General features: G+C 66.1%; 15 protein-coding genes. 8 read left to right on the top strand and 7 right to left on the bottom strand.

From position 1 onward, the window contains the following. Positions 1–71: 71 nt before the first annotated feature. Entirely contained in the window at positions 72–2012 is a 1941-nt protein-coding gene (locus AWB77_RS11735) for an ATP-binding cassette domain-containing protein (RefSeq protein ID WP_061134606.1), read from the top strand. A gap of 16 nt (positions 2013–2028) precedes the next feature. Continuing rightward, a complete protein-coding gene (locus AWB77_RS11740) occupies positions 2029–3051 on the top strand; it encodes a CaiB/BaiF CoA transferase family protein (protein WP_061134607.1) in 1023 nt (340 codons plus the stop codon). On the opposite strand, the gene AWB77_RS11745 is transcribed toward AWB77_RS11740, so the two are convergent. The 3 genes from AWB77_RS11745 to alr all read right to left on the bottom strand — a co-directional run bounded on the left by AWB77_RS11745 (position 3048) and on the right by alr (position 5967). Beyond that, positions 3048–3311 (bottom strand): DUF2866 domain-containing protein, encoded by a 264-nt coding sequence (locus AWB77_RS11745; protein ID WP_061134608.1) that lies wholly within the window; start codon positions 3309–3311, stop codon positions 3048–3050. The two genes, AWB77_RS11740 and AWB77_RS11745, sit on opposite strands and share 4 nt — an antisense overlap. Positions 3312–3473: 162 nt before the next feature. Continuing rightward, positions 3474–4859 (bottom strand): DNA repair protein RadA, encoded by a 1386-nt coding sequence (radA, locus tag AWB77_RS11750; RefSeq protein ID WP_061134609.1) that lies wholly within the window; start codon positions 4857–4859, stop codon positions 3474–3476. 37 nt (positions 4860–4896) lie between these two features. Next, positions 4897–5967: an alanine racemase gene (alr, locus tag AWB77_RS11755; RefSeq protein WP_061134610.1), complete on the bottom strand. Its 1071-nt coding sequence runs from the start codon at positions 5965–5967 to the stop codon at positions 4897–4899. A 281-nt stretch (positions 5968–6248) separates the two neighbouring features. Between alr and lplT the strand changes: the two genes are divergently transcribed. Genes lplT through thiD form a run of 4 tightly spaced genes read left to right on the top strand, consistent with a single transcriptional unit; the run spans position 6249 to position 9852 of the window. Continuing rightward, complete coding sequence (lplT, locus tag AWB77_RS11760) at positions 6249–7556, top strand: lysophospholipid transporter LplT (protein ID WP_061134611.1); 1308 nt, start codon at positions 6249–6251, stop codon at positions 7554–7556. 13 nt (positions 7557–7569) lie between these two features. Continuing rightward, the gene (gene thiM, locus AWB77_RS11765) at positions 7570–8385 is read left to right on the top strand and encodes a hydroxyethylthiazole kinase (protein ID WP_061134612.1); all 816 of its coding nucleotides are present in this window, start codon (positions 7570–7572) and stop codon (positions 8383–8385) included. 2 nt (positions 8386–8387) lie between these two features. Then, entirely contained in the window at positions 8388–9035 is a 648-nt protein-coding gene (gene thiE / locus AWB77_RS11770) for a thiamine phosphate synthase (RefSeq protein WP_061134613.1), read from the top strand. Between the two features lie 10 nt (positions 9036–9045). Then, positions 9046–9852: a bifunctional hydroxymethylpyrimidine kinase/phosphomethylpyrimidine kinase gene (thiD, locus tag AWB77_RS11775; protein WP_061134803.1), complete on the top strand. Its 807-nt coding sequence runs from the start codon at positions 9046–9048 to the stop codon at positions 9850–9852. Positions 9853–9864: 12 nt separating this feature from the next. Here thiD and AWB77_RS11780 read toward each other — a convergent pair whose 3' ends face one another. The 4 genes from AWB77_RS11780 to tsaB are packed head-to-tail and all read right to left on the bottom strand — an operon-like array spanning position 9865 to position 13016. Further along, entirely contained in the window at positions 9865–10842 is a 978-nt protein-coding gene (locus AWB77_RS11780) for a DUF1853 family protein (RefSeq protein ID WP_061134614.1), read from the bottom strand. Then, positions 10842–11735 carry a uracil-DNA glycosylase gene (locus tag AWB77_RS11785; RefSeq protein ID WP_061134804.1) on the bottom strand — a complete coding sequence of 298 codons (894 nt, stop codon included), beginning with the start codon at positions 11733–11735 and terminating at the stop codon, positions 10842–10844. The genes AWB77_RS11780 and AWB77_RS11785 overlap by 1 nt, the downstream gene beginning before the upstream one ends. Further along, positions 11722–12216: a ribosomal protein S18-alanine N-acetyltransferase gene (rimI, locus tag AWB77_RS11790; protein ID WP_061134615.1), complete on the bottom strand. Its 495-nt coding sequence runs from the start codon at positions 12214–12216 to the stop codon at positions 11722–11724. The genes AWB77_RS11785 and rimI overlap by 14 nt, the downstream gene beginning before the upstream one ends. Beyond that, the gene (tsaB, locus tag AWB77_RS11795; protein WP_061134616.1) at positions 12213–13016 is read right to left on the bottom strand and encodes a tRNA (adenosine(37)-N6)-threonylcarbamoyltransferase complex dimerization subunit type 1 TsaB; all 804 of its coding nucleotides are present in this window, start codon (positions 13014–13016) and stop codon (positions 12213–12215) included. Before tsaB ends, rimI begins: the two co-directional genes overlap by 4 nt. A 190-nt stretch (positions 13017–13206) precedes the next feature. Between tsaB and AWB77_RS11800 the strand changes: the two genes are divergently transcribed. Both AWB77_RS11800 and AWB77_RS11805 read left to right on the top strand, forming a co-directional pair. Beyond that, positions 13207–13476, top strand: a complete 270-nt coding sequence (locus AWB77_RS11800; protein WP_061134805.1) for an acyl-CoA-binding protein — start codon at positions 13207–13209, stop codon at positions 13474–13476. 464 nt (positions 13477–13940) lie between these two features. Then, entirely contained in the window at positions 13941–15602 is a 1662-nt protein-coding gene (locus AWB77_RS11805; protein WP_061134806.1) for a DEAD/DEAH box helicase, read from the top strand. The last annotated feature ends 254 nt before the right edge of the window (positions 15603–15856 follow it).

Consider the following 15856-nt stretch of genomic DNA (forward strand, 5'->3'; position numbering starts at 1 on the left):
CTGTCTCGCAACCGGTCCGGTCTAAAATAGCGCTTTCCTTCCAAGCCGCGCCCTTTCGCCGCCATTCCGACGTGATCCGCTTCAACCAGTTCAGCCTGTCCCGCGGCACGAAGCCGCTTTTCGAAGACACGAGCTTCACGCTCAATCCGGGCGAGAAGGCCGGTCTCGTCGGCGCGAACGGCGCGGGCAAATCGACGCTTTTCTCCGTGTTGCGCGGCGAGCTGCACGCGGACGGCGGCGATTTCTCGATGCCGCCGTCGTGGCGCATCGCGCACGTCGCGCAGGAAACGCCGGCGGTGGATCGCAGCGCGCTCGATTACACGCTCGACGGCGACACGCACTTGCGCGCGATCGAAGCGCGCATCGCGAAGGCATCCGCCGCGCATGACGGCGCAGCCGAAGCCGAAGCCCACGCCGCCTTCGCCGACGCCGACGGCTACACGGCGCCCGCGCGCGCCGAGACGCTGCTGCTCGGCTTGGGCTTCACGCTCGCGCAGACCTGCGAGCCGGTCTCGAGCTTCTCGGGCGGCTGGCGCATGCGCCTGAACCTCGCGCAGGCGCTGATGTGTCCGTCCGACCTGCTCTTGCTCGACGAACCGACCAACCACCTGGACCTCGACGCCATCGTCTGGCTGGAAGACTGGCTCGGGCGCTATCCGGGTACGCTCGTCGTCATTTCGCACGATCGCGAGTTCCTCGATTCGGTCTGCAACGTCACGCTGCATCTGGAGAACCGCCAGGTGAAGCGCTACGGCGGCAACTACAGCCAGTTCGAAGTGCTGCGCGCGCAACAGATCGCGTTGCAACAGAGCGCGTACGAGAAGCAGCAGAGAACGGTCGCGCATCTGCAGAGTTTCATCGACCGGTTCAAGGCCAAGGCAACCAAGGCGAAGCAGGCGCAAAGCCGCGTGAAGGCGCTGGAAAAGATGGAACTGATCGCGCCAGCGCATGCGAGCTCGCCCTTCACGTTCGAATTCCGCGAGCCCGACGCCGCGCCCAATCCGATGATGGTCATGGAAGGCGTGCGCTGCGGCTATCACGACGACGCGGGCGGGGAGATTCCGATCGTCGAGGGCGTGACGCTGTCGATCCAGAACGGCCAGCGCATCGGTCTTTTGGGCGCTAACGGTCAGGGCAAGTCGACGCTCATCAAGACGCTCGCTCAGACGCTCGAACCGCTGTCCGGCGGCGTGCGGCAAGGCAAGGGTTTGCAGATCGGCTATTTCGCGCAGCATCAGCTCGAGACGCTGCGCCCGGACGATTCCCCGTTGCAACATCTCGCGCGCCTCGCGCCCGATACCCGCGAGCAGGAATTGCGCGACTTCCTCGGCAGCTTCAATTTTTCCGGCGACATGGCGACCGCGAAAATCGCCCCTTTCTCCGGTGGCGAGAAGGCGCGGCTCGCGCTCGCGCTCATCATCTGGCAGAAGCCGAATCTGCTGCTGCTCGACGAGCCGACCAACCACCTCGACCTCGAAACGCGCCACGCGCTGACCATGGCGCTCGCGCAGTTCGAAGGCACGCTGATCCTCGTATCGCACGACCGGCATCTGCTGCGCGCGACGACCGACACGTTCATGCTCGTCGCGAAGCATCGCCTGAGTCCGTTCGACGGCGATCTCGACGATTATCGCGACTGGCTCCTGCAACACGCCGCCGAAACCCGCGCGGCGGCGAAGGAAGCGAGCGGCGCAACGTCGGGCGATGCACAGGACGGCGGCCCGAACCGCAAGGAGCAGCGCCGGCAGGAAGCGCAGGAACGGCAGAAGCTCGCGCATCTGACGAAGCCGCTCAAGTCGCGCATCGCGAAGATCGAGAAAGAGATGGAGCAGCTCAACGCAGAGAAGGCGGAACTGGATGCGTTCGTCGCGGATCCGGCAAGTTACGAGGCCACGATGAAGGCGAAGCTCACCGAGACGATCCGCCGTCAGGGCGAGGTGAACGCACGCCTCGAAACGCTCGAAATGGAGTGGCTCGAAGCGCACGAGGAACTGGAACAAATCGGCTCATGAATCGGAGATCGACGACTTGACGACGCCTTCCCTCACCGGCTTGCGCGTGCTGGATCTGACGCGGCTCCTGCCCGGCCCCATCGCCACGCTGCGGCTCGCGGAACTTGGCGCCGACGTGCTCAAGGTCGAACCGCCCGGCGAAGGCGACTATGCGCGCACGATGCTGCGCAGCGATGCCGACCGCCAAAGCGACGCGCCGAGCGCGTTCTATCGCATCGTCAATCGCGGGAAGCGGCAACTGACGCTCGATCTGAAAACCGACGAAGGTCGCGCGACGCTGATCGAACTCGCGCGCGACGCCGACGTGCTGGTCGAGAGCTTTCGGCCTTCGGTAATGGCGCGGCTCGGTGTCGGCTACGATGTGTTGCGCGAGGCGAATCCGAAGCTCGTCTATTGCGCGATCACCGGCTTCGGCAGCGACGGCCCGTTCGCGAACAAGGCCGGTCACGACCTGAACTACGTCGCATATGCGGGCGTGCTCGATCAACTCGCCGCGCGCGACGGCACGCCGGTCGCGCCGAACTTCCAACTGGCGGACCTGCTGGGCGGCGCGCTTTCGGCCGTGATGGAAATACTTGCCGCCGCGTGGCATGTCGCGCGCGGCGGCGAAGGCCGCTGTTTGAACGTCTCGATGACGCACGCGATCCACGCGCACAACGTGATGGCCCAAGTCGCGCTGGCGAATGCCGACGAGACCGCGACGCGCGCCGGCGCGGGACTGCTCAACGGCGGCGCGCCCTGTTACGACGTCTATCGCACGCGCGACGACCGTTTCATCGCCGTCGGCGCGCTGGAACTGAAGTTCTGGCAGACCTTGTGCGAGGCGCTCGGCCGCCCCGACTGGGCGACCCGCCACTGGAGCCTTGGACAGGCGATCGGCGGAGCGGACGCGGCGGAGTTGTCCGCACAAGTTGCCGCGCTTTTCCGCGAGCGCACGCGCGACGAATGGATGGCATTGCTGGAGCCGCTCGATTGCTGCGTGGCGCCCGTGCTCACGCCCGCCGAAGCCGCGGTGCACCCGCTCTTCAAACAGGACTAACGCCGCGGCAAGACCTGACGCGGCTGACGTTCGTCATCGACGAGCACGTGCTTGCGTCCCGTCACGTGCTCGCGAATGGTCGCGACGACCTGATCCTCGGTGACATCGGCCGCGACGACGCGGCGCGAAATCTGACCCTGCTCGTCGATCCATTCGACGATCCGGCAGCCGCTGCCCCAAGGCTGCTGCAGCGGCGCGGAAACACGGCATCCGCGCAAATGAAACGCGGGCTTCGGCCGGGTTGAATTTGAGTGTTTCAATGCGTGGTCCTCTCGATCCTTCCAGTCACTTCGCTTCTTGAACTGCGCCTTGCAAAGTTGGCCGGGTCCGTAGCCCTGTAAGGATAGAAAAACCGCGCGTCGCTTGGGTTACATTGCGCAACGGGATTTTTACGCCACGTTACGAAGGGTCCGACCGCAAAATCACTCGAGATCGCGAACCCGGTCGATCGCTTCCTCGATGCGGTCGACTGCGATCACCTTCAGACCGTCGATCGACTGTTTCGGCGCGTTCGCCTTCGGAATCAGCGCGACCGAGAAGCCGAGCTTCGCCGCTTCCTTCAGACGATCCTGCCCGCGCGGCGACGGCCGGATTTCGCCCGCAAGGCCCACTTCGCCGAACGTGATGAGGCCCTTGGGCAGCGGCTTGTTGCGCATCGACGAGTGGATCGCGAGCAGCACGGCGAGGTCGGCGGCAGGCTCGGTGATCTTTACGCCGCCGACCGCGTTCAGGAACACGTCCTGATCGAAACACGCGATGCCCGCGTGCCGATGCAGCACCGCCAGAAGCAGCGCAAGCCGGTTCTGCTCGAGCCCGACCGCGAGCCTGCGCGGATTGGGCACATGCGCGGTATCGACGAGCGCCTGCACTTCGACGAGCAGCGGCCGCGAGCCTTCCTGGGTCACGAGCACGCATGAACCCGCGACGCTCTGCTCGTGCTGCGACAGAAACAGCGCCGACGGATTGGCGACACCGCGCAAGCCCTTTTCCGTCATCGCGAAGACGCCGAGTTCGTTCACCGCGCCGAAGCGATTCTTGAACGCGCGCACGAGGCGAAAAGACGAGTGCGTATCGCCCTCGAAATACAGCACGGTATCGACGATATGCTCCAGCACGCGCGGCCCCGCGAGGCTGCCCTCCTTCGTCACGTGGCCGACCATGATGATGGACGTGCCCGTCTGCTTCGCGATGCGCGTCAGTTGCGCCGCGCACTCGCGCACCTGCGCGACCGAGCCGGGCGCGGAGGTCAGCGCTTCGGAGTAGATCGTCTGAATGGAGTCGATGACGGCGACTTCGGGCCGTTGCTCGTCGATCGTCGCCTGAATCTTTTCGAGCTGGATTTCCGCGAGCAGCGCGAGATCGCCCGCCGCGCTTGCACCGCCAATCAGCCCGAGCCGCTGCGCCCGCAGCGCGATCTGCGCGCCGGATTCCTCGCCGCTCACATAGAGTGCGGGCCGGTCGCGCGCGATTTCGGCGAGCGACTGCAACAGCAGCGTCGATTTGCCGATGCCCGGATCGCCGCCGATCAGCACGACGCCGCCCGGCACGAGGCCGCCGCCCAGCACGCGATCGAATTCGCCGACGCCCGTCGTGAAGCGCGGCACGTCCGACGCCTCGATCTCCGCGAGCTTGCGCACCGGCGAGCTTTTCGCGAGCGCCTGGAAGCGATGGTTCGACGCCGTCTGCGCCACCGATTCCGTCAGCGTGTTCCACGCGTTGCATGCGGCGCACTGGCCGGTCCACTTCGGCGATTCCCCGCCGCATTCGCTGCATACGTACAGCGTTTTTGCCTTCGCTACTTTTGCCACTCGAAGCCTTGCCTGTTTTCTTTTCGGTATTTTTTTGTCATTCCGCGCGCACCGGAACGCGCTGGGCGATCGCGCACATGAGTTCGTAGCCGATGGTGCCGGCGGAGCTCGCGACGTCGTCGATCGGCATATTCGCGCCCCACAACTCCACGCGCGAGCCGATGCCCGCTTGCGGACACGGTGTCAGATCGACGGTCAGCATGTCCATCGACACGCGGCCGACGAGCCGCGTGCGCACGCCATCGACGATGACGGGCGTGCCTTCCGGCGCGACCCGCGGATAGCCGTCCGCATAGCCGCACGCGACCACACCGATGCGCATCGACGTGCCCGCCGTATAGGTCGAGCCATAACCGATGCTGCTGCCGGCCGCGACCGTCTGCACGGCAATGAGTTCGGACTGGAGCGTCATCGCGGGTTTGAGGCCGGTATCGGCGATATCGGCCGTCACGCCCGACGGCGACGCGCCGTACAGCATGATGCCCGGCCGCACCCAGTCGACGTGCGCGCCCGGATGCCACAGCACCGCCGCCGAATTCGCGAGGCTGCGCGCGCCCGCGATGCCCTCCGCGCCGCGCTCGAACGCTTCCAATTGATGCGCGATGCCGCGCGGGCCGTCGGCATCGGAAAAATGGGTCATGAGCGTGATCTGACCCACGCCCTGCACCGCGCGCGCGCGCTCCCACGCGGTGCGGAACTTCTCGGGCGTGTAGCCGAGACGGTTCATGCCGCTGTTCATCTTGAGCTGGATATTGACCGGTTTCGACAGCCGCGCCATTTCCAGCATGCGCAACTGCTCGTCGCAGTGGACCGCCGTGGTGAGGCTATAGCGGTCGATCACGTCGATATCGGTCGGGCGGAAAAAGCCTTCGAGCAAAAGAATGGGCCCGGCCCAGCCCAATTCACGCAACTTCGCGGCTTCTTCGAGGTCGAGAAGGCCAAAGCCGTCCGTCGCGCGCAGTCCGGGGAACGCCCGCGCGAGACCGTGGCCATATGCATTGGCCTTGACGACGGCCCAAATCTTGGATTTAGGCGCGTACTTGCGTGCAATGGCGAGGTTGTTGGCGAGCGCGGCGGTGTGAATCGTTGCTGAAAGGGGGCGCGGCATGAGCGTTTGGTGGAATTGCAGTGAGTGCGGTCTGAATGACGAGCATACGCGAGCGGAAGCGGTCGTGCTGCGTCAACCGGGACGTCTTGCGAATCAGTATCTTATGAGGAAACCCATGCACGGACGTGTCATTTCTCGCGCGATCCAGATCACTGCTAGTCAGAATGCGCCTATTTTCGTGTTATAAAGCCGTGCGCACAACCCATTTCGAAAGGCATAAGCCCGAGTGCATGAAAGGCGCTCGGGGCGGATCACCCGCAGTGAGGAAAGCTTCGGATCAGATGAAAAAAGGTTTTTACACCATCATGGCCGCGCAGTTTTTCTCGTCGCTGGCCGATAACGCTCTACTGATCGCTGCCATCGCACTGCTGAAAGACCTTCACGCTCCGAACTGGATGACGCCGCTGCTCAAGCTGTTCTTCGTCCTGTCGTATGTGATTCTCGCGGCTTTCGTCGGCGCCTTCGCGGACTCGCGGCCCAAGGGCCACGTGATGTTCGTGACCAATTCGATCAAGGTCGTCGGCTGCGTGACGATGCTCTTCGGCGCGCATCCGTTGCTGGCGTACGGCATCGTCGGCTTCGGCGCGGCCGCTTACTCGCCGGCAAAATACGGCATTCTCACCGAACTTCTGCCCGCCGACCGGCTCGTCGCCGCGAACGGCTGGATTGAGGGCACGACCGTCGGCTCGATCATTCTCGGCACGGTGATGGGCGGCGCGCTCATCAGTCCGCATATCGCGAGTCATCTGCTGTCGCTGCATATTCCGCGCATCAACACGCCCGCCGAAGCCGCGATGCTCGTCATCATGCTGATGTACGTGGTCGCCGCGATGTTCAACCTGCGCATTCCCGACACCGGCGCGCGCTATCCGAAACAGGAAACGCGGCCGCTCAAGCTCATCACCGATTTCGCCGACTGTTTTCTCGTGCTTTGGCGCGACAAGCTCGGCCAGATTTCGCTCGCCGTCACGACGCTTTTCTGGGGCGCGGGCGCGACGCTGCAGTTCATCGTGCTGAAATGGGCCGAAGTGTCGCTCGGCATGACGCTGTCGCAGGCCGCGATCCTGCAGGCGGTGATCGCCGTCGGCGTCGCGGTGGGCGCGGTGCTCGCGGCCGCGCGCGTGCCGCTCAAGCGCTCGCTCTCCGTGCTGCCGGTCGGCATCATCATGGGGCTCGCCGTCATGCTGATGGCGTTCTATACGCGCCATCTCTTTCCCGCGCATTGGGGCATTTACTTCGGCAAGATGCATTTCCCCGGCTATCTGCTGGTCGCGTATCTGTTTCTGATGATCGTCGGCGGCCTGTCGGGCTTTTTCGTCGTGCCGATGAACGCGCTGCTGCAGCATCGCGGGCACGTGCTGCTCTCCGCCGGACATTCGATCGCCGTGCAGAACTTCAACGAGAACCTCTCCGTGCTCGTCATGCTGTGCCTCTACGCCGTGCTCGTGTGGCTCGACATGCCGATCCAGTTCGTCATCGTGCTGTTCGGCTCGTTCGTGTGCCTCATGATGTATTTCGTGATGCGGCGGCATCAGGCCAATCAGCGCGCGTTCGATTCGGTTGCGCTGATCGGCGAAGCGCGGCACTGACTTCCTTCGCATCATGCCCGCCTCCGAACTTTTTTCCTTCGTGACCCGCGTGCGCGAACGCGCGCCGCTCGTGCATTGCCTCACGAATCTCGTCGTCACCAATTTCACCGCGAACGTGCTGCTCGCGATCGGCGCCGCGCCCGCGATGGTCGTCGCGCGCGAGGAAGTCGGCGAGTTCGCGGGCGTGGCCCATGCGCTGTCGGTCAATCTCGGCACGCTCGACGTGCCGCAAAGCCGCGCGATCCGCGCCGCCGTCGATGCCGCGAACGCCGCCGGCAAGCCGTGGGTGCTCGATCCGGTCGCGGTCGGCCCGCTCGCGTTTCGCACGGAGTTCGCGCTCGATCTGCTCGATGCGAAGCCCGCGGCGATCCGCGGCAACGCGTCGGAGATCATCAGTTTGTCGGGAGGCGCAGCGAGCGCACGCGGCGTCGACAGCACCGCCGCCACCGATGCCGCGCTCGACGCCGCGCAGGTCCTCGCGCTGAAGACGCAGGCCGTCGTCGCGGTGACGGGCGAAACCGATTACGTGACCGATGGCCGCCGCGTGATCGCGCTTTCGAACGGCTCGCCCTTGATGACGCGCGTGACGGGCGTCGGCTGTGCGCTGTCGGCGACGGTCGCGGCGTTCATAGGGGCGGCGTCGGATCGCGACCAGTTCTGGACCGCGACGGTCGCCGCCATCGCCTGTTCGACGATCGCGGGCGAGCTCGCCGCGCGCGACGCCGCCCTGCCCGGCAGCTTCGCGGTCGCGTATCTGGACCGTCTCGCATCGCTCGACGCCGAAGCGTTCGCGAAAACGCTCGTGCAACGCGATATCGTCGCGGACTGACCATGCGCGCATCGTTCGATCTATCGCTTTATCTCGTGCTCGATCCCGTGCAGTGCGGCGGCCATGACGCGGCGATCCGCGTCGCGCGCGCCGCGCTCGAAGGCGGCGCGACCATCGTGCAACTGCGCGCGCCTGAGTGGCACAAGCGCGCATGGTTCGACCTCGCGCGCGAACTGCTGCCGGTCACGCGCGCGCACGGCGTGCCGTTCGTCATCAACGATCATGTCGATGTCGCGCTCGCCGTGGGCGCCGACGGCGTGCATATCGGCCAGCGCGATCTGCCCGCCGATGTCGCGCGGCGCCTGCTCGGGCCGGATGCGCTGATCGGGCTGTCGGTATCGACATCCGATGAAACCGCCGCCGCCGGACGACTCGCGGGCGTGATCGATTATCTCGGCGCAGGGCCGGTGTACGCGACGCCGACCAAGACCGACGCCTCGGCGCCCTGCGGCATCGACGGCCTCGCCGGACTTTGCGCCGCCGCGCGCCTGCCGACGGTCGCGATCGGCGGCATCCAGGCGCACAACGCCGCGGACGTGATGCGCGCGAAACCGGCCGGTCTCGCCGTCGTCTCCGCGATCTGCAAGGCCGCCGATCCGCGCGCGGCGGCGGCATCGCTTGCGGCGATCATCGCCCAGTCTCGCAACTAAGCTCATGGCAATCACGAAACCCATTCACAACGTACTCACGATCGCCGGTTCCGACTCGGGCGGCGGCGCGGGCATCCAGGCCGATCTGAAAGCGTTCTCCGCGCTCGGCGCGTACGGCGCGAGCGTCATCACGGCGCTCACGGCGCAGAACACGCGCGGCGTCACCGCCGTCCACGCGCCGGAGCCCGAATTCATTACCGCGCAACTCGACGCCGTGTTCGACGACATTCGCATCGACGCCGTGAAGATCGGCATGCTGGCGAACGCGGGCATCGTGCGCGCGGTCGCCGACGCGTTGCAGCGCCATCGGCCCAGGCACATCGTGCTCGACACCGTGATGATCTCGAAGAGCCATCACGCGCTGCTCGCGCCGGAAGCCGTCGCCGCGCTGCGCGACGAACTGCTGCCGCTCGCGACGCTCGTCACGCCGAATCTGCCCGAAGCGGCGGCGCTGCTCGGCACCGGGAGCGCCGCCGACGAAGACGCGATGGTCCGACAGGGCGAAGCATTGCGCGCGCTCGGTGCGCAAGCGGTGCTGATGAAAGGCGGCCATCTCGCGTCGGAAGAGAGCCCCGACTGGCTCATCGAAGCGAACGGCGCGCTGCGTCTCGGCGGGGCGCGCGTGCCGCTCAAGAACACGCACGGCACGGGCTGCACGCTGTCGTCGGCGATCGCCGCGCTGATTGCGCAAACCGGCGACCTTGCGAGCGCGACCGCCGACGCGAAGCGCTATCTGACCGGCGCGATCGAAGCGAGCGCGCGGCTCGACGTCGGTCACGGCGTCGGGCCGGTGCATCATTTCTTTCGCTGGTGGTGATTCGCGATCCGGTCAGGGCGCCGATGCGGCGAACGCGCGCGCCCGGGCCGGCCAGTCGTCCGGAACGATGAAGCCGCGCGACTGCTCGATCCAGCTTCCCGCTTCGTCGCGCGCGTAGGCGGCGATCATCGTCGGGGCGAGCGTGTTTTCCAGACGCGCGCGCATCGCATCCGACTCCGCGACCAGCGTCTGCGCAGCATGTGCTTCGAGCCGCCGCGACGCGAGCCACGCCATGCGCGGCTGCACGACCCACGCGCGATCGTCGCCGGGTAGATTAGCCCGCGCCTCGCGCCATTCCGACGCCGTCAGCCACCATCCGCGCAAGTGGTCCGCGCCGATCTCGGGCGCGGGCTCGATCCGCGCGCCGTTCAGACCGTGATAGAAAAGCCGCCCCTTGATGAACAACTGCGCGCGCCACGGCCCGCCGAAGCCGAGCGCGGCGAACTCGGCGCGCGAACTCAGCGCGAGTTGATGCGTGACGAGACGGGCGTGCTTCAGATCGAAGCGATCCTGCAGATTCGGCCCGACATAGTCCGACAGCCGCACCGCGCGGGACGCATCCTCGCCGTCGATATGCAGATAGAACTTGACCGCGAGTTCCCAGTGCAGTTGCGCGCCGTTCGCCGCTTCGAGCAGGAAATCGCATTCGCCGATGGTGCGCCGCTGGTACCGCAACGGCACGTTCGCCGCAATGAGGCGCGCCGCGGGCCCGTTCGCCAGGAAGAAGCGCAGTAGGCTTTCGGCATAGATGCCGAGCCGCGTGGATTTTGGATTGCGCGCGTGATCGTGGAGCGCTTGCGGCGCGGCGTCGAGCGCGTCGAGCCAGGCGAGCGTCGTTTCGCGCTCCGGCGCCGATGCGAACGGATGCGCGAGCTCGGCGTCGCCCTTGCGCAGCAGATCGGGGGCGAACAGCAGCCAGGCGAGATCGCGCACCGTGACATCGCCGAAACGATCGACGAGGTGCGCGAGTTCGCTCGCCCCGGCGGCCATCAGATGCCGCCCTTCTCCGCTCCTTGCTCGACGCCGAGCGCGGCGAGCGCATCGCGATAGGTACTGCGCGCAAGACAGAGATCGGCCCACGCCTTGGCCTTGTCCTGCAGGCTGCGCAGGAGATAAGCCGGGTGATACGTGACGATGACCGGCACGCCGCGATATTCGTGCACGCGGCCGCGCATCGACGCGATGCTGGCTTCGTTCTTCAGAAGGCTCTGCGCGGCGAAGCGGCCCATCGCGACGATGACCTTCGGCTTCACGAGCTCGACCTGCCGTTGCAGATACGGCTCGCAGCGCGCGACTTCATCGAGTTCGGGATTGCGGTTACCGGGCGGACGGCACTTGATGACATTCGCGATATAGACATTCGACTCGCGCGACAACGCGAGCGCGCGGAGCATGTTGTCGAGCAGCTTGCCCGCCTGGCCGACGAAGGGTTCGCCCTGCTTGTCCTCGTTCTCGCCCGGCGCTTCACCGATCAGCATCCAGTCGGCTTCGCGATCGCCGACGCCGAAGACCGTGTTCGTACGGCGTTCGCACAGCCGGCAGCGTTCGCAATTCGCGACGCGCGCGGCGAGCGCGTCCCAGTCGAGCGTGTGAATGTCGCTCGGGGCTTCGGCCGGTTCGATGTGGACGGGCGCGTCGTCGGTCCAGGGCAGATCGTCGTACGCGTCGAGGGGCGGCACGTCGGGTTCGGGCTGCGGGGCTTCGCGTATCACGACGGGCGCCGGAGCTTCTACTGCTTCGACGACTTGCTGGACTCGCTCGACTTGCGCGGTGGGCTGACGCGTTTCCTCGGCGGGCACCACGGGCACCACGGGCACGACTGCGCGCCGGACCCAGATCGGCCCGAGGCCCAGTTCTTCGATCAGCGATTCATCGAGCGCCATGCGCATTCTCCTTCGTGAACGTCAGACGCATGACGATTGCGTCCTCGCGCGAGCGATGCCGCGCGGGGTAATAGTTCTTGCGACGCCCGATTGCCGTGAAGCCGAAGCGCTCGTAAAGCTGGATCGCGCGCGGATTGGACGGCCGCACTTCCAGCAGCACGCCATCGAGCTTTTCGGCGCGCGTGAGGCGCACGGCTTCGCGCAGCAGCGTGAGGCCCGCGCCTGCACGCTGCGCCGCCGGCGCGACGCACAGATTGAGCAGATGCATTTCATCGACGACAGGCATCAGCACGCAATAGCCGATCAGCGTGCCGGTCACATGGCGCAAGCAGACGCCGTAGTAGCCGTTGCGCAGTGAGTCCTGGAAGTTGCCGCGGCTCCAGGGAAATTCGTAGGCGAGCTTTTCGACCGCGGCGACTTCGTCGAGGTCGGCTTCGGTCATCGGCGTCAGATACCGATCGGCCAGCAACACGCCGCTCACCGAAGCGCCTCCTCGCGCGCCTTCGTGCGCTCCGCCGTGGTCTGAGCCACCTTGTCGCGCACGTATTCCGGCGCCGCGTGCTCGGGCGCGACGGTGCGGCCCGCCCGCCACGCGCGCAAGCCGATGAGCGCGACCGGCAGCGCGTGCGGCAACGCTTCGCGATCGACATGCGCGGCGGCGGCCAGCGCCGGCAGGCGTTCGCCGAACGCGGCGGCCGCGTTGCCGGCGAGCGCGAACGGCACGTCCGGCAGTGGCAGCGCGCCGGGCGCATCGAGCGCGGCGGGATGCAGCGTGCGCCAGTCGCCGGCGGCGGCGTCGAATTCGAAGTCGGCCCAGTAGACCTCGTCCATGCGTGCATCGAGCGCGGCGAGCACGCGCGGCGGCATCGACGGATCGTGGATGCGTGCGCCTTCCGCGCATGCGAGCAGCGTGCTGACCGGCACGACCGGCACGTTCAGCCCGAACGCCAGCCCTTGCGCGACGCCCGTCGCGGTGCGCAAGCCGGTGAACGAGCCGGGGCCGGCACCGAACGCGATGCCCGCGCAATCGGCGAGCGCGAGACCGGCGTCGTCGAACAGTTCGCGCACGGCGGGCAAAAGCCGCGTGCTCGACACCGCGCCGGTCGCCTCGTGGCGAAACCAGACGCGCGTGTCGCCGCTCGCGTATTGCGGCGCGGCAGCGGAATTGTTGGCGGACTGAACGGCGGACGCGTTGGCGGAAGAAGTGCTGTCGGCGAGCAGGAGCGCGACGGAGCAGAACTCTGTCGACGTATCGAGGGCGAGCAAAACGGTGCGTGTCATAGGCGGTATTGTAATGCGGGACATGCGCCGGATTCGCGCGATCGGCGCGAAGCGCCGAGACCCGGGCGGCCTTCAGGCAGCACGCCGAAGCCATTCCGAAGACGTCCTCGGTTCGAGGAAAGCCTCGACGGGCCGCGTGCGCTCGCTTGCTAAGATCGTCCGATCTCAACTCGAACCGAACGGAACGCGCATGACCGACATCGATCAGCAATTCGCCCAGGCCCAGTCCGACGTGACGCAACTGCCCGAGCGCCCGGGCAACCTGACGCTGCTGCGCCTGTACGCGCTTTTCAAGCAGGCGAGCGTCGGCGACGTGCAAGGCGAGAAGCCGGGCTTCACCGACATCGCCGGCAAATACAAGTACGAAGCGTGGGCCGCGCTGCAAGGCACGAGCGCCGACGATGCCAAGGCGCGCTACGTCGAACTGGTCGAATCGCTCAAGCGCGGCGAAGCAGCCTGATAGCGCCGAAAGCCTGATCGCGCGATCGATGCCCGAAGATGGCGCGATCGTGCGTCAAAATGTGGCGCGGTGCAGCAAATTCAGATATACTAGCGGCTAGCGCTCGACTGCGGGTTGCAAGCGGGTTGACAAAACCAGCACGTTCCACGCAGCAAGGTGCTTCGTAGCGTTTCGCCCCAATCCAGTTTAGAAACTGTCCCCTCCCTGCTAGGCCGTTGCGCGGTTGTCTTGCGCGCAGTATGTTCCCCGGCCCGTCATGCATCAGGCTGACGTCAGCGCCCGTCGTTCTCATCGAACGGTCGAGCCTGCCGTATCCGATACAGCTTCTAACAAAGATGCTCGCCGTATGTTCGCGCGAGTCGCCCCCGTTTTTCGATTTGCTCGCTGTTTCTTCGCTCGCTGAATCCAACGACTTGGGTATGCCGATTGGCGCCGACGCCTTATTCCTCGTTTCAAGGATCGACATGACTTCGAGCTTCACCGCTAGTCCGTTGGACAATCTCGCAGCAAACATTGGTATCACCCCGACGGCCGACACCCCGGCCACCGACGCACCCGCACCCGCCGACAAGCCCGCCGGCCCCACTTTCGAATCGCTCGGCCTTTCCGCCGATATCGTGTCCGCGCTGACCGCCGCGGGCTATCAGTCGCCTACGCCCGTGCAGCAGCGCGCGATTCCCGCCGCGCTCGCCGGCCGCGATCTGCTTGTCTCCAGCCCGACCGGTTCGGGCAAGACGGCGGCATTCATGTTGCCGGCCATCGAAAAATTCGCGCAACTGCAAAAGCTCGAAGCCTCGCAGCCGCGCGCGCCGCGTGACCCGAACGCACCGCGCGGCCGCCGTCCGCAGCCGATCGCGCGCCCGAAGCTGCTCGTGCTCACGCCGACGCGCGAACTCGCGATGCAGGTTTCCACCGCCGCGACCACGTACGGCAAGCATCTGCGCCGTCTGCGCACGGTCAGCATTCTCGGCGGCGTTGCTTACGGCCAGCAGTTGATGCTTCTCGCCAAGAATCCCGAGATTCTCGTCGCGACGCCGGGCCGTCTGATCGACCACCTCGAACGCGGCCGCATCGATCTGTCGGAACTGAACATGCTCGTGCTCGACGAAGCCGACCGCATGCTCGACATGGGCTTCATCGAAGACATCGAGACGATCGTCGACGCCACGCCCGCGTCGCGCCAGACGCTGCTGTTCTCGGCGACCATCGACGGCAAGATCACGTCGCTGACCGGACGCCTGCTGAAGGATCCGGAGCGCATCGAGATCGTCCAGAAGCTCGAAGCGAAGAGCAACATCGCGCAGACCGTGCATTACGTCGATGACCGCGATCACAAGGATCGTCTGCTCGATCATCTGCTGCGCGACGCCGGACTCGATCAGGCGATCGTGTTCACGGCGACCAAGAGCGACGCCGATCTCATCGCCAATCGTCTCGCCGACGCGGGCTTCGAATCCGCGGCGCTCCACGGCGATCTGCCGCAAGGCGCGCGTAACCGCACCATTCGCGCGCTGCGCGAAAAGCGCGTGCGCGTGCTGGTCGCAACCGACGTCGCCGCGCGCGGCATCGACATTCCGGGCATCACGCACGTCTTCAACTACGACCTGCCGAAGTTCGCGGAAGATTATGTGCACCGTATCGGCCGCACCGGCCGTGCGGGCCGCAGCGGCACTGCGGTCAGCCTCGTGCATTACGCCGAGATGGGCGCGCTCAAGCGCATCGAACGCTTCGTGCGCTCGCCGCTGCCGGTGAACGTCGTCGTGGGCTTCGAACCGCGCAAGTCGCCGCCCAAGGGTGGCTTCGGCGGGGGTCGAGGCCGCCCGAGCGGCAATGGCGGCGGCCGTCGCTTCGGCAGCGGTAACGGCGGCGGCAGCGGCCGCGGCTATGGTCCGGGCAACGCCGGCGGCTACGGCAACAAGTCGAACGCCGGTTCGCGCGAAGGCGGCTATCGCGGTGGCAACAGCGACGGCGGTTATCGTGGTGGCAATAGCGACGGCGGTTATCGTGGTGGCAACAGCGACGGCGGTTATCGTGGCGGCAACCGCGGCGAAGGCGGCTTCGGCTCGCGCGACGGCTACAGCGCACGCCGCAACGATGGCCCGCGCGCACCGCGCCGCGGCAACTAAGCGGCTATCGCAAGGCGCGCTTCCGGGCGCCGCCTTCGTTGCAGGAAGAAACCGATGCCTTGCGCATCGGTTTTTTTTCGCCCCGCCTCCATATTTCACCATGCGCAATGGCCTTTTGCGTCGCAAAAGATGTGCTGCGCGGCACAAACGTGTTCATTGCAAGATAGAAAAAGCCGTTCCGCATTACGATAAACTGCGCATATATCATTGAAAATAAAGCAATAAAATAATCCGCATTTCTCCCAGAGAGGGGT

The sequence above is a fragment of the Caballeronia fortuita genome, assembly GCF_001544835.2.
In the GTDB taxonomy this organism is placed as follows: domain Bacteria; phylum Pseudomonadota; class Gammaproteobacteria; order Burkholderiales; family Burkholderiaceae; genus Caballeronia; species Caballeronia fortuita.